23 protein-coding genes are annotated in these 24,667 nt (G+C 73.8%); 7 read left to right on the forward strand and 16 right to left on the reverse strand.

Features of this window, described 5'->3' with window-relative positions; translation table 11 throughout:
• Nucleotides 1-187 (reverse strand): helix-turn-helix domain-containing protein (locus tag NMK34_RS00815; protein ID WP_318336241.1); only part of this gene is annotated, 187 nt, incomplete at its 3' end.
• A gap of 108 nt (nt 188-295) precedes the next feature.
• The gene (locus NMK34_RS00820) at nt 296-1,507 is read right to left on the reverse strand and encodes a hypothetical protein (protein ID WP_318331810.1); all 1,212 of its coding nucleotides are present in this window, start codon (nt 1,505-1,507) and stop codon (nt 296-298) included.
• Between the two features lie 262 nt (nt 1,508-1,769).
• Between NMK34_RS00820 and NMK34_RS00825 the strand changes: the two genes are divergently transcribed.
• Nucleotides 1,770-2,198 carry a DUF3151 domain-containing protein gene (locus tag NMK34_RS00825; protein WP_318331811.1) on the forward strand — a complete coding sequence of 143 codons (429 nt, stop codon included), beginning with the start codon at nt 1,770-1,772 and terminating at the stop codon, nt 2,196-2,198.
• A gap of 51 nt (nt 2,199-2,249) precedes the next feature.
• Here NMK34_RS00825 and NMK34_RS00830 read toward each other — a convergent pair whose 3' ends face one another.
• Nucleotides 2,250-4,196, reverse strand: a complete 1,947-nt coding sequence (locus tag NMK34_RS00830; RefSeq protein ID WP_318331812.1) for a chromosome partitioning protein — start codon at nt 4,194-4,196, stop codon at nt 2,250-2,252.
• A 74-nt stretch (nt 4,197-4,270) separates the two neighbouring features.
• Nucleotides 4,271-5,269, reverse strand: a complete 999-nt coding sequence (locus NMK34_RS00835) for a diacylglycerol kinase family protein (RefSeq protein WP_318331813.1) — start codon at nt 5,267-5,269, stop codon at nt 4,271-4,273.
• 121 nt (nt 5,270-5,390) lie between these two features.
• Between NMK34_RS00835 and NMK34_RS00840 the strand changes: the two genes are divergently transcribed.
• The 3 genes from NMK34_RS00840 to purD all read left to right on the forward strand — a co-directional run bounded on the left by NMK34_RS00840 (nt 5,391) and on the right by purD (nt 9,235).
• The gene (locus NMK34_RS00840; protein WP_013473426.1) at nt 5,391-6,680 is read left to right on the forward strand and encodes an adenylosuccinate synthase; all 1,290 of its coding nucleotides are present in this window, start codon (nt 5,391-5,393) and stop codon (nt 6,678-6,680) included.
• Between the two features lie 287 nt (nt 6,681-6,967).
• Nucleotides 6,968-7,897 (forward strand): type IV toxin-antitoxin system AbiEi family antitoxin domain-containing protein, encoded by a 930-nt coding sequence (locus NMK34_RS00845; protein WP_318331814.1) that lies wholly within the window; start codon nt 6,968-6,970, stop codon nt 7,895-7,897.
• 90 nt (nt 7,898-7,987) lie between these two features.
• The gene (purD, locus tag NMK34_RS00850) at nt 7,988-9,235 is read left to right on the forward strand and encodes a phosphoribosylamine--glycine ligase (protein ID WP_318331815.1); all 1,248 of its coding nucleotides are present in this window, start codon (nt 7,988-7,990) and stop codon (nt 9,233-9,235) included.
• Here the strand turns inward: purD and NMK34_RS00855 are convergent.
• The 4 genes from NMK34_RS00855 to NMK34_RS00870 form a co-directional block, all read right to left on the reverse strand.
• Nucleotides 9,219-10,718, reverse strand: a complete 1,500-nt coding sequence (locus NMK34_RS00855) for a N,N-dimethylformamidase beta subunit family domain-containing protein (protein ID WP_318331816.1) — start codon at nt 10,716-10,718, stop codon at nt 9,219-9,221. The two genes, purD and NMK34_RS00855, sit on opposite strands and share 17 nt — an antisense overlap.
• Before the next feature lie 76 nt (nt 10,719-10,794).
• Nucleotides 10,795-12,360 (reverse strand): AMP-binding protein, encoded by a 1,566-nt coding sequence (locus tag NMK34_RS00860; protein WP_318331817.1) that lies wholly within the window; start codon nt 12,358-12,360, stop codon nt 10,795-10,797.
• A gap of 167 nt (nt 12,361-12,527) precedes the next feature.
• On the reverse strand, nt 12,528-13,742 hold the full coding sequence (locus tag NMK34_RS00865; RefSeq protein WP_318331818.1) for an acyl-CoA dehydrogenase family protein: 1,215 nt from the start codon (nt 13,740-13,742) through the stop codon (nt 12,528-12,530).
• Nucleotide 13,743: 1 nt separating this feature from the next.
• Nucleotides 13,744-14,196, reverse strand: coding sequence for an SCP2 sterol-binding domain-containing protein (locus NMK34_RS00870; RefSeq protein ID WP_194800159.1), 453 nt, complete (start codon nt 14,194-14,196; stop codon nt 13,744-13,746).
• A 78-nt stretch (nt 14,197-14,274) separates the two neighbouring features.
• Between NMK34_RS00870 and NMK34_RS00875 the strand changes: the two genes are divergently transcribed.
• Nucleotides 14,275-14,913 (forward strand): TetR/AcrR family transcriptional regulator, encoded by a 639-nt coding sequence (locus tag NMK34_RS00875; protein WP_318331819.1) that lies wholly within the window; start codon nt 14,275-14,277, stop codon nt 14,911-14,913.
• Here the strand turns inward: NMK34_RS00875 and NMK34_RS00880 are convergent.
• Entirely contained in the window at nt 14,888-15,565 is a 678-nt protein-coding gene (locus NMK34_RS00880) for a DedA family protein (RefSeq protein ID WP_318331820.1), read from the reverse strand. The genes NMK34_RS00875 and NMK34_RS00880 overlap by 26 nt on opposite strands.
• A gap of 160 nt (nt 15,566-15,725) precedes the next feature.
• Here NMK34_RS00880 and NMK34_RS00885 point away from each other — a divergent pair, with 160 nt between their 5' ends.
• The gene (locus NMK34_RS00885) at nt 15,726-16,868 is read left to right on the forward strand and encodes a sensor histidine kinase (protein ID WP_318331821.1); all 1,143 of its coding nucleotides are present in this window, start codon (nt 15,726-15,728) and stop codon (nt 16,866-16,868) included.
• Nucleotides 16,865-17,509 carry a response regulator transcription factor gene (locus tag NMK34_RS00890; RefSeq protein WP_318331822.1) on the forward strand — a complete coding sequence of 215 codons (645 nt, stop codon included), beginning with the start codon at nt 16,865-16,867 and terminating at the stop codon, nt 17,507-17,509. The genes NMK34_RS00885 and NMK34_RS00890 overlap by 4 nt, the downstream gene beginning before the upstream one ends.
• 9 nt (nt 17,510-17,518) lie before the next feature.
• Here NMK34_RS00890 and NMK34_RS00895 read toward each other — a convergent pair whose 3' ends face one another.
• From NMK34_RS00895 to NMK34_RS00925, 7 genes are all read right to left on the reverse strand, one after another.
• Nucleotides 17,519-18,133: a DedA family protein gene (locus tag NMK34_RS00895; RefSeq protein ID WP_318331823.1), complete on the reverse strand. Its 615-nt coding sequence runs from the start codon at nt 18,131-18,133 to the stop codon at nt 17,519-17,521.
• A 24-nt stretch (nt 18,134-18,157) separates the two neighbouring features.
• Nucleotides 18,158-19,417 carry an adenylosuccinate synthetase gene (locus NMK34_RS00900; RefSeq protein ID WP_318331824.1) on the reverse strand — a complete coding sequence of 420 codons (1,260 nt, stop codon included), beginning with the start codon at nt 19,415-19,417 and terminating at the stop codon, nt 18,158-18,160.
• Nucleotides 19,414-20,373 (reverse strand): hypothetical protein, encoded by a 960-nt coding sequence (locus NMK34_RS00905; RefSeq protein WP_318331825.1) that lies wholly within the window; start codon nt 20,371-20,373, stop codon nt 19,414-19,416. Before NMK34_RS00905 ends, NMK34_RS00900 begins: the two co-directional genes overlap by 4 nt.
• Before the next feature lie 10 nt (nt 20,374-20,383).
• Nucleotides 20,384-21,367, reverse strand: a complete 984-nt coding sequence (locus NMK34_RS00910) for a serine/threonine protein kinase (RefSeq protein WP_318331826.1) — start codon at nt 21,365-21,367, stop codon at nt 20,384-20,386.
• Nucleotides 21,364-22,122 carry an NUDIX hydrolase gene (locus NMK34_RS00915; protein ID WP_269697938.1) on the reverse strand — a complete coding sequence of 253 codons (759 nt, stop codon included), beginning with the start codon at nt 22,120-22,122 and terminating at the stop codon, nt 21,364-21,366. Before NMK34_RS00915 ends, NMK34_RS00910 begins: the two co-directional genes overlap by 4 nt.
• 80 nt (nt 22,123-22,202) lie before the next feature.
• Nucleotides 22,203-23,258, reverse strand: a complete 1,056-nt coding sequence (locus tag NMK34_RS00920) for a MaoC/PaaZ C-terminal domain-containing protein (RefSeq protein ID WP_318336242.1) — start codon at nt 23,256-23,258, stop codon at nt 22,203-22,205.
• Nucleotides 23,258-24,616, reverse strand: coding sequence for a 3-oxoacyl-ACP reductase (locus NMK34_RS00925; protein ID WP_318331827.1), 1,359 nt, complete (start codon nt 24,614-24,616; stop codon nt 23,258-23,260). Before NMK34_RS00925 ends, NMK34_RS00920 begins: the two co-directional genes overlap by 1 nt.
• Between the last annotated feature and the right edge of the window lie 51 nt (nt 24,617-24,667).

Raw genomic sequence — 24,667 nt, forward strand, 5'->3', positions numbered from 1 at the left:
GCTGCCCGGCCTTCATCTGACTCGTGCGGCCGTACCGCCAGCGGTGACCAGTCCTGCGATTGATCCCGACCAGCCGGCACGCTTCACTCGTACTCACACCCCGCGCCACAAGATCCAAATATGCCTGACGCTCCGCCCGAAGCTTCTTCGGTCCCTGCGGCCGGCGATCCCCACGGATCTCGAACACTGCAACCCCTGATCAGGTCAGGCGTTGCAACGATCCCTAGAACCCAAGCAACTGCTGTTAACAAGGGGCCCTTCCTCTACCGGAGGCGTTAAAAGGGGGCCCTTCCTTTCACTGCACCAGCACCCGGACGGCCTCGCGCACGTCGTCGGTCAGGTGGATCGTGTGCGACAGGTCGCCGAACGGGGACGCGGCGAACAGTGGCCGCAGCAGCGACTCCACCGGCAGCTCCGTGGTCCAGTACGTGCGGTCCAGGAAGACGTACGCCCCGCTCGCTCCGTCGGTGCCGTAGAACGTCTTGGTGGCCGCCTGGAACACCTCCTGCACGGTGCCGGCCTTGCCGGGTGCGAACACGATCCCGCCCCGGGCCAGCCTCAGGATCGTGTCCTCCCGGATGGCGTTGGAGAAGTACTTCGCGATCCGGCCCGCGAACAGGTTCGCCGGCTCGTGGCCGTACAGCCAGGTGGGGATGGCCAGCCCGCCGGACCGCGCCCACTCGGTGCCCGGCGCCGACGGGCGGGGCGAGGGCAGCGACGTGCCGTCCGCGTACCGCTTGCGTACCGCCAGCGCCGCCGCCGTGTACCGGTCGTGGTCGGTGAAGTCCGGCGCGACGGCGAGCACGTCGATCGCGGCGGACAGCTCCTCGGCCGGCCAGGCCGCGAGGAACGCGCCGAGGTTCGCCGCCTCCATCACGCCCGGACCGCCGCCGGTGACCACCAGACGGTCGGCCCGCGCCAGCTCCCAGCCCAGCACGGCGGCCATCCGGTACGCGACGCTGCCGCGCGGCACCGCGTGCCCGCCCATCACCCCCACCACCGACTGCGGCCCGTGCGCGGCCAGCCACGACCGGGTGGCGTCGGCCAGCGCGTTGTCCACACCGTGGTCGTGCAGTCGCTGCCCGAGCGCCTCGCGTACGTCCGGCAGCGCGCCGCCGTGCGCCCGGAAGTGCGCGTACACCCGGGTGTCGTACATCTCGGCGAACCCGCCCTCGGCGAACCCGGCGGCCAGCTCGTCGGCGGTGTAGAGGTGCGACGGCTGGGTCGGGTAGGGCAGCCCGGAGAACGGCGGGACCACGTTGGCGCCCCGGCGGACCAGGTCCGCGCCCACCTCGCGGCCGGCGAAACGGCAGCCCACGAAGAGCGTGCCGGTGACGTCGACGTCGCGCAGGTCGGGTACCGGGTCGAGGTCGAGGCGCAGGCCCTGCACGGTCAGACCGGCCAGGGTTCCCCCGGCCAGCCGCTGCTCGAAGGCGGTGCGGGTCTCGATCTCGTTGACGTGGGGCGCGTGCGGCTCGATGACGTCCGCGGGTGGTGGGGTCGGCACCAGGCCATCCTGCCCCCGCGCGGCAAGTGCCGAAACCGGGGCGGGGAACGACAGGAGCCCGGCGGGCACGCCGCCGGGCTCCTGCGTAACCGGGTCCTGGGGAGGCTCCGGATCTGTATTTGTAGTGCAAGAACCACGGCGGCGGCATGGGCCGCGGGTACGTGTGCTCCCGCCGCAGGCGTGACGAAACCCTCAGCCGTTCAGCCAACCGTCCGGGCGGGGCCCCTCGCGTACCCGTGGGCGAAGCGGGTTGAATGGGGCGATGCAGAACCTGTTGCCTGAGCCACCGGCCACCCTGCTCCCGGTCCACGAGGAGGCCGACGCCGCGCTGGCGGCGGCGGCCGAGCAGGGCACCGACGAGGCGTACGCCGAGGTCGCGGCCCGATTCCCGACCTACAGTGCGGCCTGGGCCGCGCTGGCCGGCCGCTCGCTCGCCGCGGGTCAGGTCGTGACGGCGTACGCGTACGCCCGCACCGGCTACCACCGGGGCCTGGACCAGTTGCGCCGCAGCGGCTGGAAGGGCCACGGCCCGGTGCCCTGGTCGCACAAGCCCAACCGGGGCTTCCTCCGCTGCCTCTACGTGCTGTCCCGCGCCGCGGGGGAGATCGGCGAGGCGGACGAGGCGGCCCGGTGCGCCCAGTTCCTTCGCGACTGCGACCCGGCCGCCGGAGACGCGCTCTCCGGCGACTGACCACTGCCGCGACGGCCGGTCCCGATCCGGGCACCGGCCGTCGCGCCCGTCCTACAGCCCTTCCGCCACCGACGCGGCGATCTTCAGCCAGGCGTCCCGGGTGGCGGAGGAGAGCTGCCCGTACCGCAGCGGCTCGCCGGTGTCGATGAGCCGCTCGTACGGTGCCAGCAGCACCGCCCGGGTCCGCGCCGCGAAGTGGGCCTGGATCGCGGGCAGGTCGATCTCCTTGCGCGACGGCGGCATCGAGACCACTGTCACCGCCTGGCGGACCAGCCGCTGCCGGCCGCTCTGCTCCAGGTGGTCGAGCATCCGGGCGGCGGTCTCGGCCGAGTCGTTACGGGCCGACATGGTCACCACGAGCTGGTCGGTGGCGTCCATCGCGGCCTGCCAGTTCTGCGCCCGGACGTTGTTGCCGGTGTCCACGAAGATCAGCTTGTAGAAGCGGCTGACCACCTCGCGGATCTCCGCGAACGCGGCGGCGGTGAGCATCTCGCCGCCGGTCGCCGACTCGTCCGAGGCGAGCACGTCGAACATGCCCTCGCCCTGCGAGCGGACGTACTGCGACAGGTCGCCCACCCGGCCGTGCGCCCCCTGGAACTGGGCCAGGTCCCGCAGCATGTCCCGCACCGTACGGGCGTGGAAGTCCTGCTGCGCCCGCATGCCGAGGGTGCCCTGGGTCTCGTTGTTGTCCCAGGCCAGCACGTATCCGCCGCGCTTCTGGCCGAACGTCATGGCCAGCAGCAGGATCGCCACCGTCTTGCCGGCGCCGCCCTTCGGGTTGACCACTGTCACCTGGCGCAGCCCGCCGAAGTTGCGGCGGACCATCTCGATGTCGCGCTTCATCTCCTGCTCGTGCCGACCGGGCGCGAGCCGGACCAGCCCGATCTTGTTCACCACCGCGCGTACGCCCATGGTGGCCACCGGGTCGACCGGCCGGGCCTGGCGGCGGCGGGCGAAGTCCTCGGCGGTCGGGGGTACCGCCTGCTGCGGTGTCCAGCCCTGCTCCGGGTGGGGCGCTCCGGGCTGAGGCGGCGGTGGCGGCACCACCGGGCCGGACACCGGCGCCTGCGGCGGCATCGGGCCGCCCGGCTGCGGTGCGCCGGCCTGCGGAGTCCAGCCGGGCGGCGGGTACCAGCCGGGCTGACCGGGCTGGTACCCGGGCGGCGGGTAGCCGTTGCCGTACGGGGACGGCTGCGCCGGCACGCCCGGCGACGGCGGGAACGGCCCGAGGCGGGGCGTCTGCTCGGACGTGCCCGGCCCTGCCGGTCCCGTGCCGGAGGCCGGTGACGGATGCGTCCCGGCGACGGTGGCGCGGCCCGCGGCGATGCCGTCGGCAGGGAGGGCGTCGGATGGTGGCGGCGGTGCCGGGGTGACAGTGGCGCGGCCGGACACCGTGCCGTCCTCGGGGAGGGCGTCAGGTGGCGGGGGCGGTGTCACGGTGGCCCGGCCGGAGGCGGTGCCGTCGGCCTCCGCCGCCTCGGACGGCGGAGCCGCTGCATCGGCGGGAGGCGGGTCCGGCGTGGTGGCGGAGTCCGACCCGGCCCGCTGCGGCGGCTGTGCCCACGGCGAGGTGGCCCGCCCGTTCCCCGCGCCCTCGCCGCCGGTCGCCGTTCCGGCAGTGCCGGGGGTGGGCGTGGCCGCCGGGGCGGGTGCCGTCTGCGTACCGGGCACCGCCGGTGAGGCGGGTGCCGCCGGTTCCGGCTGGGCCGGTGACGGGGCGGAGGTCGCCCGGTCGAGCGTGAACGGCAGGTCCAGGTCGACTGCGGGCGCCCCGGGCGCCGGAACGTCCGCCGCCACCGGAGCCTGGGGCGCCGGGACGTCCGCCGCCGCCGGCGTGGGAGCGTCGGCGGGCGGGAGCGGCCAGGGCACCGACGCCCACGGCGGGATCGTGGCCGCCGCCGCGTCGGTCTCCTCCGGCGGCCACAGCGGCTCGACGTCCCGCTGCGGCACCTGCGGTCGGCCCGGTACGTGGGCCCGGTCGTCGTTCTCGTGCACCACGGTTCCTCCCCATTCCTTCCGCCGAGGATAGGCGGTCCGGCCAGCGCCGCGAGCCGGGTGGGGATCGACCGAGGTCAGCCCGTCCAGACCGCCCAGGCGCCGGGCTCGGTCCACCAGGAGCGCTTGCGGCTCAGCTCGCCCTCGACGCCGTCGTCGAGGAAGGGCACCTTCTCGTCGCGGGGCACCACCGCCACCGCGCGTCCCCGCGCACGGCGTACCTCCAGCCGGACCTTCTTCCGGCCCAACGCCGACCGGGTCACCACTGGTACGGCGACGCCCACCGTCACCCGGCCGTCGGCCGGATCCGGGCCGCCCAGCAGGTCCACCTCGCCGAGGCGCGCGTACCCGCCCGCGTTGCCGATCGCGCACGCGGTGATCGGCTCCGAACCGTCGCTGAGCACCGTGCCGTCGACCTCGACCCGGGCCCGCCAGTGCAGCGGACGGCCGGCGTCGTCGGCGGCGCCGAGCAGCGCGCCGTCCAGCGTCACCGAGCCGCCGTCGTTGCGCAGCAGGTCGAGCCGCCGGGCGGTGCCGTCCAGCACCGCGGCGGCCACACCCGCCGGATCGCGGGGCAGCCCGAGCTGCGCGGCCAGGTCCCGCGCCGTCCCGGACCGGGCCGGATCGAGCGGGAGTACGCCGACAGGGGGCAGGTCGGGCACCGTACGGTCGTCTGCGAGGTCCGCGGGGCGGCGGCTCGGCGGCGGAGCGTACCGGCGCACCAGCCGGCGCAGGACGGCGCGCAACTGACCGTCACTCGCAGTGGCGACGATCAGCCGGGTCTTGCCGTCGGAGTCCGGCCAGGTGAGGCCGTCGGCGCGCGGCGGGCCGTCGAGGCGGGCCAGCACCTCGTCGATCTCGGAGTCCGACCGGGCGGTCACGGTGGTCACCCGGGCGCCCCTGGCGGTCAGCTCGTCCGCACAGGCCAGCACCGGTACGCGCGGCGTCTCGCAGCGCTCCTCGCCGGTCTCGGCGGCGGTGTCGTCCGCGCCGCCGCAGCAGGCGCCGCCGCTGCCGCAGCCACCACCGGGAGCGTCCCGGTCCGAGCCGAGGGTGAGCAGCACCACGTCGTACACGAAGGAGCCTCCTGCTTCTCGACCAACCCCTGCTGGTCCCGCCGTCACTACTTGTTAGCCTGACACCCCGGGCTCGCTGACCGGTCGCCACCTGGCACCCGAGCCTTCTGGAGGCGAGAAGATGCCAGCGATCGTGCTGCTCGGCGCCCAGTGGGGCGACGAGGGCAAGGGCAAGGTTACCGACCTGCTGGGTGAGCGGGTCGACTACGTCGTGCGCTACTCCGGCGGCAACAACGCGGGCCACACGGTGATCACGCCGGACGGCCAGAAGTACGCGCTGCACCTCATGCCGTCCGGCGCGCTCTCACCGAGCGCGATGATCGTGATCGGCAACGGCGTGGTGGTCGACCCGAAGGTGCTGCTGCAGGAGATCGACGGGCTCGCCGAGCGCGGCGTGGACGTGTCCCGCCTGCGCATCTCCGGCGACGCGCACCTGATCATGCCGCACCACCGGGCGCTGGACCGGGTGGTCGAGCGCTACCTGGGCAGCTCCCGCATCGGCACCACCGGCCGGGGCATCGGTCCCGCGTACGGCGACAAGGTCGCCCGGATGGGCATCCGGCTCCAGGACCTGCTCGACCCGGGCATCCTGCGCAAGAAGCTGGAACTCGCGCTGCGCGAGAAGAACCAGCTCCTGTTCAAGGTCTACAACCGCAAGGCGATCGACGTCGAGGAGACCGTCGAGGAGTACCTCCAGTACGCCGAGCGGCTGCGCCCGTACATCGCCGAGACCCGGGTGATGCTCTGGGACGCGCTCGACCGCGGCGAGACCGTGCTGCTGGAGGGCGCCCAGGCCACCATGCTCGACATGGACCACGGCACCTATCCGTTCGTCACCTCGTCGAACCCGACGGCCGGCGGGGCGTGCGTGGGCGCGGGCATCCCGCCGACCGCGATCACCAAGGTCATCGCGGTGAGCAAGGCGTACACGACGCGGGTGGGCTCCGGCCCGTTCCCGACCGAGCTGTTCGACGACAACGGGCAGCACCTGCGCAAGGTCGGCCACGAGTACGGCACCACCACCGGCCGGGAGCGCCGCTGCGGCTGGTTCGACGCCGTGGTGGCCCGGTACGCGTGCCGCCTCAACGGCGTCACCGATCTGGTGGTCACGAAGCTGGACGTGCTGACCGGCCTGGCCAAGGTGCCGATCTGTGTCGGGTACGAGATCAACGGCGAGCGGTTCGACGACATGCCGATGACGCAGACCGACTTCCACCACGCCACGCCGATCTACGAAGAGCTCGACGGCTGGTGGGAGGACATCACCAAGGCGCGGACCGAGGACGAGCTCCCGGAGAACGCCCGCCGCTACATCGCCCGCATCGAGGAGCTGACCGGCACCCGGGTGAGCGTGGTGGGCGTAGGCCCAGGCCGAGAGGAAAACGTCCTCCGCCACCCCCTCCTCCCCTAACCCCCTCCCACCCCGCCCTCCCGGCCCCCCACCCTCCACCCACCCCCGGGACCACGCGTCGATCATGAAGTTAGCGGCCGTTTTGTAGATCCACATCGCCGCTAACTTCATGATCGACGGGACGGGGGCGGGCGGGGACGGGACGGGGGCGGGCGGGACGGGGGCGGGCGGGACGGGGGCGGGCGGGACGGGGGCGGGCGGGGCCTCGGGGGTGGGTTATCCACAGGGTGGGGTGGGTTGTCCACAGGGGGCCCCGCGTGGGTGGGGTGTGCGGGGACGCTCGGTGGGTGGAACGGGCTCGGGTGATCCGGCAGATCGCGAGTGACCAGGGTGGCGTCGTCACCCGTGCGCAGGCGCTCCGGGCCGGCTACAGCCGGCACGAGATCGACAACCTCCTCACCTCGCGTCGGTGGCGGCGGCTGGCTCGCGCGACCTACGCCGTCGAGCGCACCGGACCCGACGGCGTGGAACGGCGTCGTCAGATCCGGGCGGCGGTCCTGTCGCTGGGCCCGGAGGCGCACGCCGTCCTCGGCACCGCTGCCGAGCTGCACGGGATCGCGGGGCTGCCGAGGGCGGGCGCGATTCACGTCGCGGTCCCGGGCCGCGCGGCCCGGCCGTCCCGCGTCAGGGATCCCGCCGTGACGTTGCACCAGTTCGAGCATCCCGAGCCGGCGCTGACGACCGTCGACGGCATTCCGGTGACGGCTCCCGCGCACACGCTCGCGGACCTCGTCCTCCGGGTGCGTCGCTACTTCGCGGTGGCCCTGCTCGACTCGGCGCTCAACCAGGCGAGGATCACCGAGGAGGAGTTCGGTGCCATCCCCGCCCTGATCGCGGGGCGGCGGGGCGTGGTGAACGCACGTCGCCACCTGGCCGAGGCGAACGGTGCCGCCCAGTCGCCGCTGGAGACGCGTACCCGGCTGCGGTGCGTCGACGGCGGCGTCCCGCCGGACGCTCTCCAGATCGAGGTGCGTGACGCCGACGGTTATCTGCTCGGCATCGGCGACATGGGCTGGCGGGCCGCCCGGGTGATCGCCGAGGCGGACGGAAGTGGTCCGCACTCCACGCCCGATGCGCTCTTCGACGACCGGCAGCGGCAGAACCGCCTGACCAACGCCGGCTGGACCGTCCTCAGGTTCACCTGGCCCGACACCCTCCGCCCCGACTACATCCCCCAGGTCGTCCGCGCGGCGCTGGCCGCAAGAACCCGGCGTTGACCATGAAATTGACGGCGATGTCGATCTCACATCCTGCCGTCAACCTCATGATCGACGGGGTGGGGTGGGGCGGTCAGTAGGATGCCGGTCGTGCGCGTACTTCTTGTGGGTGGTGGTGGGCGGGAGCACGCTCTCGCGCTCGGACTGGCCGGTGACCCGGCTGTCGAGACGCTCGTCGCGGCTCCGGGGAATCCGGGGATCGCGGCCGTGGCACAGCTGCGGGAGGTGACACCCACCGATCCGGCGGCGGTGGCGGCCCTCGCCGTCGAGGTCGCGGCCGACCTGGTGGTCATCGGGCCGGAGGCGCCGCTGGTGGCGGGCGTGGCCGACGCGGTACGCGCCAAGGGCATCGCGGTGTTCGGCCCGAGCGCCGAGGCGGCCCGGCTGGAGGGCTCGAAGACGTTCGCCAAGGACGTGATGACGGCCGCCGGTGTGCCGACCGCCCGCGCGTACACCTGCGAGGACGCGGCTGCCGTGGCGCGCGCGCTCGACGAGTTCGGCGCGCCGTACGTGGTGAAGGACGACGGGCTCGCCGCCGGCAAGGGCGTGGTGGTCACCGACGACCGGGCGGTCGCCGAGCGGCACGCGGCGGAGTGCGGCCGGGTGGTGATCGAGGAGTACCTGTCCGGTCCCGAGGTCTCCCTGTTCGTGGTGACCGACGGCGAGGCGGCGGTGCCGCTGCTGCCGGCGCAGGACTTCAAGCGGGTCGGCGACGGCGACACCGGGCCGAACACCGGCGGCATGGGCGCGTACACGCCGCTGCCGTGGGCCCCGCCGAACCTGGTCGACGACGTGATGCGCGACGTGGTGCACCCGACGCTGGCGGAGCTGCGCCGCCGGGGCACGCCGTTCGCCGGCCTGCTCTACGTGGGCCTGGCGATCACGCCGTCCGGCCCGCGTGTCATCGAGTTCAACGCGCGTTTCGGCGACCCGGAGACGCAGGTCGTGCTCGCCCTGCTGGAGACGCCGCTGGGTGGGCTGCTGCACGCCGCCGCCACCGGCACGCTCGGCGCGCATCCGCCGCTGCGGTGGCGCGACGGCGCGGCCGTGACGGTAGTGGTGGCGGCCGACGGCTATCCGGCGGGCCCGCGTACCGGTGATGTGATCACCGGCGCGGACCGCGCCGGGATCATCCACGCCGGCACCCGCCGGGACGCCGACGGCACGTTGCGGTCCGCCGGCGGCCGGGTCCTCTGCGGTACGGCGACCGGGCCGGACCTGGCCGCCGCGCGCGACGCCGCCTACGCCCTGGTACGCGACGTGGATCTGGCCGGTTCCCACCACCGCACCGACATCGCGGCGGCGGCGGTGGACGGCCGGATCACGATCCCGGGCTGACCGTCCCGCGCCGGCGGCCGGCCATCCGGTTGAGCACGTTCGCCGTGGCCCGCTCGATGCGCGGGTCGCGGTGTCCCTGCCGGTCCAGCGCCAGCGTCCAGCCGAGCGTGCCGCTGGCGAACACCACGGCGCCGCGTGCCGTCTCGTGGACGTGGCTGCTCTGGAGCCGCCGGCCGCCCTGCTGGGCCGGGTACGGCGACGCGCTGAGCGTGGTCCCGGCGGGCCGGGCGAGGGCCGCGTGCAGCCCGTCCGCCTCGCCCGCCACCACGCCCGGGATGCGGTCGCCGTCGGCGACGCCGGTGCCGGACCACACCCAGTTGTCGGCACCGCGTACCACGAGCGGCTGCGGGGTCAGCACGATGCCGTTGTACTGCACGCCGAGCAGTGCCTGTTCCGGCCGGTCGAGGTCGCGCCACGTCAGCGTCGGGTCGCCGGTGCCGGCGCCCGGGTCGGGGAGCGTCTTGGCGCACTCCACGACGCGTTCGGGGCGGCCGTCGGCGGCGGCGCGTACGCGGACGTGCCAGTAGACGCTGTTAGCGCCGAGGAACGCGAGGCTGGTGCCCCCGTCCAGGCCGACCTCGGTGGCGCGGCGCATCTCGGCCGACCAGTACTCGTCGTGCCCGCAGAACACCAGGCCCCGGTACCGGGCCGGGTCGAGTCGCCCGGAGTGCAGGTCGAAGCTGGTGGCGTAGCTGACGTCGTAGAGGTTGCGTTCCAGCCACCGGACCGCTGCCTCGTCGCGGTCGAAGTGGGTGGGCAGGCCCGCGCCGGCGTACGGGCGGTCGAACGAGACGGCGCGTGCCCGCAGCGCCGGGTCGCGCCGCCCGTCGGGCCGGTAGCCGTTGTAGAGGCTCTTGCCGACGCGTCGGTCGCGCGGCCACTGGTTGTACGCCTGCCAGGTGGTCACCGGCAGCACCACGCAGAGCGCGGCCGGGCGCCGGTCGTCGCGTACCACGAACGGCGTGCAGGCCCGCCAGCCGCCGGCCGAGGTGAAGACCGCCTGGTAGAGGCCGGAGGTCCAGCCGTGCGGGACGGACAGGCGCCACGACACCGGCCACCGGCAGTCGAGCACACCGGTGTCCGGGTCGGCGACCGGCACCGGCTGCGGCTCGCCGCGCAACTCGGGGCTGGTCAGCATCGTGCGGGCGCCCGCGCCGTCGTACCAGCCGATGCGGTGCACGCTGATCCGGAACCGGCCGCCCGGGTTGACGGCGACGTGGAAATCGATCACCTCGCCGGGGGCGACGCTCGTCGTCGAGGCGTACCCCTGGATCTGACGCCGCCGGTCGTCGGCGGCCCGGCCGCCGCGCTCGGGCCACCACGGCTCACCGGCGGCGCGGTTCTCCCGCTCGACGGGCGGAACCGGCCACCGGGTGGTTGGGTCGTCGGGCCGTCCGTGGACCGGGTCGAACGAGCCGAGCGCGGCGGCGGACGCGCCGCCGACGAGGAGGCCGAGCGCGGTACGCCGCCGAAACCGGTCCATTGTGGTGCTCCCCGTTCCCCGTTCGATCGGGAGAGAAGGTAGCACCGGGCGGCCAGGGCTGTCCGACCGATGTTGATCAATCGAAGTAGCGGCGCAGCTCCCGGGTGAGCACCTTGCCGGTGGCGTTGCGCGGCAGGTACTTCACGAACACCACGTCGCGGGGCACGGAAAAGCGGGCCAGGTAGCGCCGGACGTACTCGCGGACCGCCTCCGGGTCGAGTGTCTCGCCGGTGCGCAGCGCGAGGAACGCGGCCAGCCGCTGACCGTAGTCGGGGTCCGGGACGCCGATCACCGCGACCTCGCGGACCTGCGGCAACCGGGCGATCAGATCCTCCACCTCGGACGGGAAGACGTTCTCGCCACCCGAGACGATCATGTCGTCGGCCCGGCCGTCGACGAAGAGCAGTCCGTCGGCGTTGAGCCGGCCCAGGTCGCCGGTGTCGAGCAGTCCGTCGCGGCTCTCCCGGCCGGTGCCCGAGGTGTAGCCCTCGAACAGCATCTCGTTGCCGACGAAGATCCGCCCGACCTCGCCGTCGCGGACCGGCCGGCCGGTCTCGTCCAGGATGGCCAGCCGGGTGCCGTGCGGCGGCCGGCCCGCGGTGGTGGGCGCGGCGCGCAGTTCGGGCGGGCCGGCGATGGAGGCCCAGGAGACCTCGGTCGAGCCGTAGAGGTTGTAGAGCACGTCGCCGTACCGGTCCATGAAGGCGGTGGCCAGGTTGCCGGGCAGCGCGGATCCGCTGACCGCCACCACCTTGAGCGGCGGCCGGGGCTGCGGCGGCGCGACCTCCATCAGTCGTTGCAGCATCACCGGTACGGCGAACATCGCGTCGCACCGCTGGTCGACGAGCGCGGCGAGCGTGGCGGCCGGGTCGAAGCGCCGGTGCAGCACGACAGTGGCGCGCAGCGCGAACGAGACCTGGAGCGCGGCGTACCCCCAGGTGTGGAAGATCGGCGCGGCGATCATCACGGTGTTCTTCGCGTGCAGCGGGATTCTGTCGATGATGGACACCAGCGGACCGAAGCCGTGCGGGGTGGGCCGGCGGGCGCCCTTGGGCGCGCCGGTGGTGCCGGAGGTCAGCACTATGGTGCGGCCGTCGCGCTCCGGCGGCTGGAGCTTCTCCCCGGGCACGGCGGCGGCGATCAGCTCCTCCTGCCCCCGCTCGTCGACCCGGTGCAGCTCGGCCGGGAGGCCGAGGACGCGCTCGGTGAACTCGCCGTCGTGCACCAGGACGCGCAGGCCCTGTTCCTCGGCCACGGTCACCAGTTGCGCGGCGGACAGGCCGGTGTTGACCAGGACGGCGTCCGCGCCGAGCAGCATCGCTGCGACTATCGCCTCGATCAGGCCGTGGTGGTTGCGGCAGAGCACGCCCACCCGGTCGCCGGTCTGCACGCCGAGGTGGGAGCGCAGCGACCGGGCCAGCCGCTCGGAGCGGTCGAGCAGTTCCTGGTACGTCATGGTGGCGCCCTGCTCGTCGACCACGGCGACGCGGCCGGGGTCGCGGGCGGCGGCCTGGCGCAGCTCACCGGCGAGACTCCAGCCCCACCGGCGCAGCGCGTTGAGCTGGGAGGCCACGCGGATCGGTCCACCCGGGGCGAGCAGTCCACGTCGGGTCAGCGTGGCGGCGATGAACGGCAGGTCCAAGGCGCAACTCCTTCGCGTTCGTGGTTCGTCGACCAGGCTCCGGACGGTCGGCCGTCCGGTTCGGCGTGATCTTGTGCCCGATCGCGGTTCGGGTCGGCCCGGGAGCGGCGGCCCGGCCCGCGACGACGTTCCATGCCGTCACGGGCCGGGCCGCGGCCCGCCGGCGCTCAGCGGATCTGCATCCCGGAGATGGCCCGGGAGATGACCAGCCGCTGGATCTCGGAGGTGCCCTCGAAGATGGTGTAGATCTTGGCGTCGCGGTACCACCGCTCGACCGGGTGGTCGCGCAGGAAGCCGGCGCCGCCGAGGAGCTGGACCGCCTTGTCGGTCACCGAGACGGCCACCTCACCGGCCTTGAGCTTGGACATCGAGCCCTCGCCGGCGGTGAACGGCCGGTTGTTACGGCCCATCCAGGAGGCGCGCCAGACCAGCAGCCGGGCCGCGTCGATCTCCATCTTCATGTCGGCGAGCGCGAACGCGACCGCCTGGTTGGCGATGATCGGGCGTCCGAACTGGACCCGCTCCTTGGCGTAGTCCAGGGCGTACTCGTAGGCGGCGCGGGCCACGCCGAGCGCCTGCGCGCCGACTGTCGGGCGGGACAGCTCGAACGTCCGCATCGCCGCCTGACCGGAGGCGCGCTGCCCGGACCGGGCACGGGCCAGACGCTCGTCGAGCGCGTCCTTGCCGCCGAGCAGGCAGCGGCCTGGCACCCGGACGTCGTCGAGGAAGACGTCCGCGGTGTGCGAGGCGCGCAGCCCCAGCTTGCGCAGCTTGCGGGTGGCGGTCAGACCGGCGGTGCCAGGGGGTACGACGAACGCGGCCTGGCCGCGCGAGCCCAGCTCCGGCTCGATCGAGGCGGTCACGACGTGCACCCCGGCGATGCCGCCGTTCGTGGCGTACGCCTTCTGCCCGTTGAGCACCCACTCGTCGGTGGCCTCGTCGTAGACGGCGCGGGTACGCATCGAGCCGACGTCGGACCCGGCCTCCGGCTCGCTCGTGCAGAACGCGGCCACGGCCGGGGAGTCGACGTCGCCGAAGCACTGTGGCACCCACTCGACGAGCTGCTCGGGGGTGCCGGCGCCGTAGATCGCGGCGACCGCGAGGGAGGTGCCGAAGATGCTCAGGCCGATGCCGGCGTCACCCCAGAAGAGTTCCTCGCTGGCGATCGGCAGGGAGAGGCCGGTGGGGTCGGCCCAGCAGGTGGCGAGGAACTCGAACCCGTACAGGCCGACCTTCGCGGCCTCCTGGATGATCGGCCAGGGGGTCTCCTCCCGGGCGTCCCACTCGGCCGCGGCCGGGCGCACGACCTCGGTGGCGAAGCCGTGCACCCAGTCGCGAAGGTCCCGCTGTTCCTCGTTCAGGTCGAGCGAGAACTCGGCCATGTCAGGCCTTGGGGATGTCGAACAGGTTGGCGATGTTGGCGGCCAGGCCCAGGTCGCCCTTGGCCTTCAGCTTGCCGGTCATGAACATCATCACCGGGTTGGCGCCACCGGAGACGATCTTCAGGAACTCGACCGGGCCCATGGTGAGGCTCAGCTTCGGGTCGCGGGTCGCGGTCTCCGAGACGGTGCAGGTGCCGTTCTCGATGACGATCTCGTAGGTGTCGGTGCCACCGTCCGGACGGCCGGTGATGTTCCAGTGGATGACCGCGTTCGTGGCACCGGCGCGGTCGGCGCGGAACAGCGTGGGCATCCGGTTGAAGACCTCGCTGAGGATCTTGCCGCGCGCGTCACCGGACATGATCTCGGCGATCTTCGCGTCCGGCGTGGACTTGACCAGCTGCGCGAACTCCTTCGGGCCGACGTTCGCGAAGTTGGCCGGGTCGAAGTCAGTCATGGGGGATTGCACCTCTCGGGCGGGGCCACTTTGGTTACTCTGGCGTAACCTTACGCACGGGTAGGTATGCTCGCAAGGGTGTCCAGCACGCCGACCTTCAAGCGCCTCCCACGCGCCGTACGCGAGCAGCAGATGCTCGACGCGGCGGTGAAGGTGTTCTCCCGCCGCGGCTTCCACGCCGCCAGCATGGACGAGATCGCCGACGACGCCGGCATCTCCAAGCCGATGGTGTACGCCTACCTCGGCACCAAGGAGGAACTCTTCATCGCCTGCCTGCACCGGGAGAGCACCCGGATGATGGAGGCGATCGCCGGCGCCGCCGTCCCCGACCTGCCCGCTGACGAGCGGCTCTGGCGCGGGCTGCGCGCCTTCTTCGGCTTCGTCGGCGCACACCGCGACGGCTGGGCGGTGCTCTACCGGCAGGCCCGCGGCTCCCAACCGTTCGCCGCCGAACTCGCCGCCATGCGGGGCCGGCTGGTCGAGGTGGTCGCCGGGATGCTCGACCACGCGCTGCGCGCCTCCGGCCGCGAGATCGGCGCCACCGACCTGGAGGTGGTCGCGTACGGGCTGGTCGGGGCCAGCGAGTCGCTCGCCGACTGGCTGGCCGACCACCCGGAGGCGGACGCCGGGAAGACCGCGACGCGGATGATGAACGTGGCCTGGCTCGGCGCCGACCAGCTCCTGCGCGGCGTCACCTGGCATCCGCCGGCGGCGTAAGGAAGGGCCCCTTCTTAACGTCTCCGGTAGAGCAAGGGCCCCCTCTTAACACCTGCGGCGCGCGGCGCCCCCGGGCCCAGCGCACCACCTCCACCACCAGCGTCACGGTGAGCGCGAGCCCCAGCCCGAACAGCAGGCCACGGACCGGGTCCCGCTCGAAGGCCAGCCCACCGAGATAGCCCACCGACGCCGAGTAGGTGCCCCAGGTGGCGGCGGCGAGCGCGTCGAAGGCGAGGAACCGCCGTCGGGGAAAGCGGGTAGCGCCCATGGTCAGGGTGACCGCGGTCCGGCCGCCCGGCACGTACCGGGCGACGGTGAGGATGAGTCCGCCGCGCACCGCGATCCCGCGCCGGGCCCGGTCCACCGCGGCCCGCCGACGGCTCTCCCGTGGCAGCCGGTCCAGCAGCCGTGCGCCGCCGTGCCGGCCGATCGCGTAGGAGACGTGGTCGCCGACCAGCGCGCCGAGCGCGGCCACGCTGATCACCAGCGGCAGGTCCGGCTGGCCGGTGGCCGCGAAGACGCCTGCCGTGATGACCGCCGTCTCGCTCGGTACGACGGGGAAGAACCCGTCCACCACGGCGATGGCGAACAGCGCCAGATAGACCCAGGGCGACGAGATCGTGTCGTGGAGCAGTTCGAGAGCGGCATCCATGGCGTCGATGCTGGTCCGGCCGGCGTACCGGGGAATCTGCCGTCGGTCGGCCGTGGGGGTCCACTTTCGTCGTGCCCGACCCGGAGAGCGTCTCGGGGTGGCCACCCAACCCTCCCCGAGCCCGTCCCCGGCGCGAGCCGATCCGGCCTAGGCTCGCCCGATGACCACCTGGCCCCGTGCCGTACGGCGGGTCGCGGCGCATTCTCCGGTGCTGTTGGCACTGACGGTGGCCGTCGCCACCTGGGCCTCGGCCACCGGCGGGCTCGGCGCCCGTTCGCCGCTGCCACCGGTGGTGATCGTACTGATCGCACTGGCCACCGGTGCCTCGGTGCTCAGCGCCCGGCGCTGGGTGCTGCCCGCCGCCGCGGCCGCCTGCTGGCTGGTGCTGGTCGCCTGGGCGCCCGTCGTGCTCGCCTCCTGGCGAGCCGGCACCGGCCTGCGGGGCCGGCAGCTCGCCGCGTACCTGATCGGGACGTTCCCCGTCATGCTCGCGGGCATGGCGGTCGGCAACGCGGTGGGCGGCCAGCGCCGCCTTCTCGTCGCCGGCCCGGGCAACGCGATGATGTCCTACGCCTGGCTGGTGATCGCACCGGCGCTCGTCGGGCTCTGGATCAGGGCCCGGCGGGACGCCCTGACCGCGTTGCGGGACCGCGCCGAGAGGCTGGAGCGCGAGCGGGAGGCACACGCCGAGCGGGTGCGTGCGCAGGAGCGGGCCCGGATCGCGCGGGAGATGCACGACGTCGTGGCGCACCGGGTCTCACTCATGGTGGTGCACGCGGGCGCGCTGGAGGTGACCACCGCCGATCCGGCCACGGCCGAGGCGGCCGCGGTGATCCGGTCCACCGGCCGGGCCGCCCTGACCGACCTGCGGGAGGTGCTCGGCGTACTCCGGCAGGAGCCGCCGCTGCCGGCCGCCGGCTGGGACGGGATCGACGAGTTGATCAGTGAGTCACGCGCCGCCGGCCTGCGGGTCGGCCGCGTGGACGATGGGACGCCCGGGCCGGTCTCGGACGCGGTGGCCCGGACCGCGTACCGGGTGGTGCAGGAAGGGCTGACGAACGCGCGCAAGCACGCGCCGGGCGCCGCGGTAGGCGTCCGCGTGCGTCACCTGCCCGACGGGATCGAGGTCGCCGTCCGCAACGACAGGGCCGACGGCGCCGGTCCGGTCCTGCCCGGTTCCGGTCTCGGTCTGGTGGGCCTGCGGGAACGGGTGGAGCTGACCGGCGGGAGGCTGGCGGCCGGTCCGACCCCGGACGGGGGATTCCTGCTGCGCGCGTTGGTGCCGGTCGGGGAGGCGACGTGATCCGGGTCGTGATCGTGGACGACGAGCAGCTCATCCGCGCCGGGCTCCGGCTCATCCTGGAGGCCGCGCCGGACATCGCCGTGGTCGGCGAGGCCGCCGACGGCACCGAGGCGCTGGCCGCCGCTGTCCGGCTACGCCCCGACGTGGTGCTGCTGGACGTTCGCATGCCCGGCGTCGACGGGCTGACCGCCGCCCCCGGAATCGTGGCCGCCGGACCGAAGCTGGTCATGCTGACCACCTTCGACCTGGACGAGTACGTGCACGAGGCGCTCCGGGCCGGCGCGGTCGGCTTCCTCCTCAAGGACACCCCGCCCCGGGAACTCGCCGCCGCCGTACGGACCGTCGCGGCCGGGAACGCCATGCTCGCGCCGACGGTGACCCGGCGGCTGATCAGCTCCTTCGCCGAGCGTGGTCCGGCGCGACGGGAGGCGGCCCGGCAGCGGCTGTCCCGGCTGACCGAGCGGGAGGCGGCGGTCGTGCGCGAGGTGGCCCGGGGTGACGGGAACGCCGAGGTGGGCCGCCGGGTGGGTGCCAGTGAGGCGACAGTGAAGACGCACGTCAGCCGCGCGCTGGCCAAGCTCGGCGTGGCCAACCGGGTGCAACTCGCCATCCTCGTACACGACGCCGACCTGCTGGAGTGACGGCTCCGGTCAGCGGCCGGCGGCGCGCTCGCGGGCGCGCCGCCGCGCCCATCGGACCGCCTCGAACAGGCCGGTGACGGCCAGCGAGATGGCGACGCCGGCGAGCAGCCCGGACAGCGGATTGTGCTCGAACGCCAGCCCACCGAAGTAACCCAGCAGCCCGCAGTAGACCCCCCAGGTGAGGCACGCCAGGCCGTCGTACAGCAGGAACGTGCGCGCGGGATAGCGGACCGCGCCCATGGTCAGCGTGACCGCGGTGCGGCCGCCGGGGACGTACCGGGCGGTGGTCAGGATCATCCCGCCGCGCCTGTCGACCGCCCGGCGGGCCCACTCCGAGCCGGCCCGCCGCCTGCTGTCCGCCGGGAAGCGGGCCAGCCGGTGCGCGCCGCCGCCGCGACCGATCGCGTACGAGATGTGATCGCCGACGAGCGCGCCGAGCGCGGCGGTCAGGATCACCAGTACCAGGTTCGGTTCGCCGCCGGCCGCGAAGACCCCGGCGGTGATCACCACCGTCTCGCCGGGGACCGCCGGGAAGAACGCGTCGACGGCGGTGACCGCGATGATCACCAGGTACACCCACGGCGACGTCACCGTGTGGTGCAGCAGGTCGAGCACGTCCCCCATGCACCCATGCTCGGTGGTGCGGTGTTAAGCAGGGGCCCTTCCCATACAAAAGGCGTTAACAAGGGGCCCTTCCTTCTCTTCGGCCGTCGGCCCGCGCGACGTGAGCACCACCGGTGCCCCCAGCGCCTCCGAGACCGCCGCCGGCCAGTCGGCGGGCGCCTCGTCCAGCACCGGCCGGGCCCGCAGCAGCCGTTGCGTGAGCGCCGCCTGCCGGTTCAGGTCACCGGCCGGGCCAGGGACGAGCCGGTCGGTGTCCTCGTACCGGCGGCAGATCCGCAGCTCGGGCCGGGCCAGGTCGAGGTGGGTGAGCGCCAGCCCGTCGACGCCACCTGCCACCTCCAGCGCGTACCGGTGGGCGACCGCGTCGAAGTGCCCGAACCGGAACCGGCCCTGCCAGGGGTTCGTCCCGTTGTGCCGGTCGGTGAACGGCAGCGCCGCGTCCTCGGTGACCAGCGGTCCAGGACCGTGCCGGGTGGTGGTCGTGCGCAGCACGCCGAGCCGCTGCGCGGTCCCGGCCATGCCCGCCTCGGCGAGCAGCGTCTCGGCGTTGGCGAACGTCGTGGTGCTCCACGTCGTGTACGGGTGGAAGCCGTGCCACTCGTCCAGCAGCACCCCCTGGGCGCCCTCGAACACGCAGGTGCCCTCGCGCAGCGCCGATGCCAGCCAGGTCCGGTCGACGATCGCGACCCGGCGTGCGAAGGCCGCGTACGCGGGCAGGCAGTCCTCCACCGGCGGCGCGTCGAGCGGGCCCAGCTCGGCGGTGAGCCGGTCGCGCAGCGCGGTCAACCGCCGGCGGAGCACCGCCGGGCGGCGGCAGTCCGCCACCCGGGGTGCCTCGTCGGGGTGGGCGAGGCCGTACGCGACAGCCTCCCCCACCCCGAGCCCGCAGGAGCCGTGCCGGTCGGCTCCCCGGGCGATCTCCCGGGCGCGATTCGCGGCCCGGTGGTACGGGGTGGCGAGCAGCGCCTCCCCGTCCACTGTCAGACGGTCGAGCGCGTCTGGGACGCCGACCGACGCGAGGTGGTCGGCCTCGGCGGCCAGCGCCAGCGGGTCCACCACCACGTGCCGCGCCAGGTGTGTCCGTACGCCCGGACGGAACGTCCCGGCGCCGAACTGCGCGAACGTGTGGTGCCTCCCGTCGCGCAGGACGACGTTGTGCGCCGCCTGCGCGCCCCCGTTGAACCGGACCACCGTGTGGACCTGCCGGGTGGCGCAGAGCAGGTCCACCACGGTGCCCTTGCCGGCGTCGCCGTAGCCGAGGTCGACCACCATCACGTGGTTCACAGCCGGGTGACCCCGCTTCCGCCGTCGGCCGGGCTGAACGGCAGCGTCGCGACCGCGCGCCGGTCGGAGCCGAGCCGGGCGAGCGCCTTCGAGACGGTCCGGGTGGCGGTGGAGCCGGCCCGGTCCAGGTCGCGCAGCCCGGCGTCCAGGTCGATGGCCTGCTCGCCGAGGCCGACGGTGAGCGCGATCGTCTCGCAGACCGCGTCCAGGTCGTCCAGCTCGACCGCGTTCTGCCCGAGCAGGCCGCGCCAGAAGTCGAGCACCTTGCGGTTGCCCGCGTAGTGGCTGCCGGCGGGCAGCAGGTAGTAGGTGTCCCAGCGCGCGGTCACCTCGTCCACCATCTGCCGGACCGGCATGTCCTCGCCCAGGCCGTCGCCGATCAGCCGGGCCACCTCAGCGGTCTTCACGGCCGGGTACGCCAGTTCGTCGCCGATGATGAACAGGTAGCCGCGCCGGCCGCGCTTGTCCCAGCTGTCGGTGGCCGTGTGCCGGGCCATGAAGTACAGCGCCAGCTCGTACGACTCCATCATCTGGCCGCCACCGCCGCCCTCCAGCACGATCCGGCCGAGGTCGTCGTCCATCCGGTTGTCGGACTCGAACTGCCCGATCTGCAACGGCACCCGGTCGCAGGTGGCGTCGCCGATCGCGCCGAACATGACCTGCGGGTCCGTCGCGTACCCCTGGCGCAGCAGGAGCCCGAGCAGCTGCGGCAGCTTGCTCTGCAGCACCCGGGGCACGTGCCCCATCGAGCCGGTGACGTCGAACAGCACGGCGATCGGCGTCGACTGCGGGTGCTCGGCGGAGTCGCGGCTCTCCCGCAGCGCGTCGCGCGGGTCGAGCGCCGGGTGCACCTTGCGGGCGCCGCTGTCGCTGTAGGAGAACGCGCTCTTGCCGGTGCGGCGCCGGTAACGGTCGGCGGCGTCGTACACGTCGGTGGACCAGATTCCACTGCCCATGGCAGCCTCCCTACGGGTTGAGGGTGAAGGGTCGGAAGGTGCGCGGCCCGTACAGCCGGTGCAGCACCTCGTCCAGTTCGCGCAGCAGCCGCCAGGCGTCGTCGGGCCGGGTGGCGAGCGCGGTGCCCTGGCAGCCGTCGGCGAAGGCGCGCAGCTCGCGCGGCGCGCGGTCGCCCATCAGCCAGGTCATGCAGCGGGCGGCGAGCGCGATGTCGGTGCCCGGCCCGCACTGCCGCTTCGCGGCGACCTCCGGCGGATACCAGTCCTCGTGGCCGGGCACCAGCGCTGGCACGAGCCCGCCGGGTTCGGCCGAGAAGCACCAGTCGACGAGCACCAGGCCGTGCGCGTCCGGCTCGATCAGCACGTGGCGGGGCAGCACGGCGCCGTGCACGACGCCGGCCCGGTGGGCCAGGCCGAGCGCCACGAGCAGCCGCCGCCACATCCAGGCCGCGTCGCGGGGGTCCAGCCCGTCCGGGTACGCGCGGCGTACGTCGTCCAGGCTGCGCAGCCCGGGTACGGTCACCAGCTCGTTCACCTGCCGTTGTACGCCCGTCGACGGGTCGCGCGCCGGGTAGGAGTCGACGAGCCGGGGCACGTACGCGAGGTGCTTGGCGTCGCCGCGCTCGGCGATGCGGCGCAGCGCGCGTGCCTCGCGGGCCATCAGGTCGTTGTCGCCGGGGTGCCGGCACACCTTGGCCAGGTGATAAGAAGGGGCCCCTCCTCTACCGGAGGCGTTAACAGGGGGCCCTTCCTTGCGTTCGTGCAGGGTGGCGACGTCGCCGGTGTACGCGGGGGCGGGAGTGCGCCACCGGGTGGTGACGGTGACCAGCGCTTCGGCGGCGGCGGCGCGTACCTGCGGGTCGGCCGCGCCCAGACGGTCGGGGTGCAGCGCGCCGACCAGTTCGCGGTAGCGGCGGGCCGGCTCCTGCGTGCCGAACAGGTCGGCGTCGGTACGCGCGGCAGTGACCAGCCGGATCGCCTCCTCGGTCCTCACCGCACCGTCTCCTCCCGGGCGGGGCGCAGCAGCGCCGGGTGCAGCAGCCGGGCGTCTCCGGCGCGGTAGAGCTTGGCCCGGGGGCCGCCGCGTGCGCCGCCGCGTTCGGTGCTGGCGCCGGTGCTCTCCACGAAGCCGGGCACCGAGAGCACCTTGCGGTGGAAGTTGCCGGCGTGCAGCGGGTGGCCCCAGACCGTCTCGTAGACCTCCCGCAGCTCGGTGACTGTGAACTCGGGGGCGAGGAACCGGGTGGCCAGCGGCGTGTACTCCAGCTTGGAGCGGGCGCGCTCCAAGCCGTCGTCGATGATCCGGCCGTGGTCGAAGGCGAGCTGCCGGCTGGTGAGCGCGGTGACCGGCAGCCAGATCGCCTCGTCGGCGTCGGTGTCGGCGACCGGGTCGGGCAGGTCGGGGGCGAACGCCAGGTGCGCGACCGAGACCACCCGCATGCGGGGGTCGCGGTCCGGGGCGCCGTAGCTGCCGAGTTGTTCCAGGTGCACCCGGCGCAGCCGCTCACCGCCGAGGCCGGTCTCCTCGGCCAGCTCGCGCCGGGCACCAGCGGTCAGGTCCTCGTCCGGGTGGACGAAGCCGCCGGGCAGTGCCCAGTGCCCCTCGTAGGGCGGCGCGCCGCGGCGGATCAGCAGCAGGTGCAGCGCGCCCTCGCGGATGGTCAGGGCGACCACGTCGACGGTGACCGCGACCGCCGGGTAGTCCCGGGGGTCGTACCCGGCGAGGAAGTCCTGCTCGTTCACGGTCACTCACTCTCTCAGGTTGAGAACAACTCAATCTGAGAACAACTTAGCGCCGAAAAGAGGGGACGGCAAGTCCCCTCTTTCGCTCAGCGCACCGAACCGACCAGATGCGGCCTTCCGTCCCGGGCGCTGTGCAGCGCGAAGTCCCAGCCCGCACCGGCCGCCGAGGCGCTGAACGCCACAGTCGACGGCAGCGGCACCGGCAGCTTGAACGACACGTCCACGGTGTACGCCTCGGGCAGCCGGGGCGCCAGCGCGGCCAGGCAGCGGGCCTTGCTCCACATGCCGTGCGCGATCGGGCGCGGGAAGCCGAACAGCCGCGCGCCCAGCTTCGAGGTGTGGATCGGGTTGTGGTCGCCGGAGACGCGTGCGTAGTCCGTACCGACCCGGGGCGTCACCCGCCACCGCGCCGAGGCGGCCGGCGGCGCCGGGCGGTCACCCGGGTCGCGCCGCGGACCGCCGCCCGCGGCGCGCTCCTTTCCGAGGTACGTGGACACGCCGCGCCACACCTCCTCGCCGCCGATCGATCCGACCAGCACCACGTCGAGCTGGCGGCCCCGCTCGTGCGGGCGCAGGTTCTCCGCGTACGTGTGGAAGTCGACGCTCTCGCCGACCTCGACCGGGCGGTGCACGGTGATCCGGTTGGCCACGTGCACCACGCCGGTGAGCGGGATGGGAAAGCCCGGACTCGTCATCAGCCGAAGCGACAGCGGGAACCCGAGCACGTGCAGGTACGTCGCCGGCAGCCGGTCGGTCAGCCGGAACCCGCACACCCGGTCGTAGTCCGCCAGGTGCCGCTGATCCACCGAGACCCCGCCAACGGCCAGCTCGACGGCCGGCACGTCCGCCCCGCGCCGCCCCCCGACCCCAGGCACCACCCCGAGCAACGCCCGCCGATAGAGCGCCCCACTGGCCGGCAGCCCGTCCAGCACCACCCGCCGCCGCCCCGCCACTCCTTCACCCCGTCGATCATGAGGTTGGCTGCCTTGTGGATCTCCAGAAGTGCCGTCAACTTCATGATCGACGGAGGCCGGGCGGGTACGGGCGAGGGCGGCGGCTCGGGCTGCGGTCAGGTCGCGGGTGGGGCCCTCGATCAGGTCGTGCAGGCTGAGGTCGTCGTCCTCGTGGTCACGGGGTGCCATCACGCCCCCAGCAGGCTCTGGCCGCAGACCCGGACCACGTTGCCGCTGACCGCGCCGCTCGCCGGCCAGGAGAGCCAGCCGATCGTCTCGGCCACGTCCACCGGCAGGCCGCCCTGGGCCATGCTGTTCATCCGCCGTCCCGCCTCGCGGATGGTCAGCGGGATACGTGCGGTCAGCCGGGTCTCGATGAAGCCCGGCGCGACCGCGTTCAGGCTGATCCCACGCTCGCGCAGCACCGGGGAGAGCGAGTCGACCAGGCCGATCACGCCGGCCTTGCTGGTGGCGTAGTTCGTCTGCCCCCGGTTGCCGGCGATCCCGGCGATCGACGAGACCGACACGATCCGGCCGCCGGCCGGGATCAGGTCGCGTTCCAGCAGCACGTCGTTGATGCGCTCCTGGCTGGACAGGTTCACGTCGATCACCGAGTCCCACCGGTCGGCGTCCATCCGGCCCAGCGTCTTGTCCCGGGTGATGCCCGCGTTGTGCACCACCACGTCGACCCGGCCGTGCCGGGACGCCAGATGCTCCGCCAACCGGGTCGGCGCGTCGGGCGCGGTCAGGTCGAGCTGCACCGCGCTGCCGCCGATGTCGTTGGCGACGGCGGCCAGCTCGTCCCCGGCGGCCGGGATGTCCAGCGCCACCACCCGGGCGCCGTCGCGGGCCAGCACCTTCGCCAGCGCCGCGCCGATGCCCCGGGCCGCGCCGGTCACCAGCACCACCTGTCCGTCCAGCGGCCGGTCCCAGTCGGCCGGCGCGACGGCGGTGCCGGTGCCGACCCGGATCACCTGGCCCGAGACGTACGCGGACCGGCCGGAGAGCAGGAACCGGAGCGTGGACTCCAGGCTCACCGGGGTGCCGGCGTCACCCTCGCGGGTCACGTAGACGAGCTGGGCGGTCACGCCCCGGCCGAACTCCTTGCCGATGCTGCGGGTCAGGCCCTCCAGCGCACGCTGGGCGGTAGCCTCCCGGGGAGAGCCGCACTCGGCCGGCGGGGTGCCCAGCACGATCACCCGGCCGCTGGGCAGCAGCGTGCGGGCCTGCGGGTGGAAGAAGTCGTAGAGCTGGCGCAGCCCGGTGGAGTCGGTGATGCCGCTGGCGTCGTACACCAGGGCCGCGAAGCGGCGGTCGGCGTCGTGGGCGGCGACCGGGTCGGCCAGCTCGACCCCGGCGGCGGTCAGGATCTTGCCGGCCGGCTCGGCGATCCGGCCGCCGGCCGAGGAGCCGAGCAGGACCGGCCCGGGAACGAGCGGGTCGCCCGGCGTGTGCCGGCGCAGTCGGGGCGGGTCGGGCAGCCCGAGGCGCTTGACCAGCGCGCGACCGGCCCCCGTCTGGACGAAGCTCGCGTACCTGTCGGTCATAGGCGTAGCCTACTGGCGAGTAGGGTTCGGGCAACAGTTTCGAGGGAGGCC

The sequence above is a fragment of the Micromonospora sp. BRA006-A genome (genome assembly GCF_033433935.1).
Classification (GTDB): Bacteria; Actinomycetota; Actinomycetes; order Mycobacteriales; family Micromonosporaceae; genus Micromonospora; species Micromonospora aurantiaca.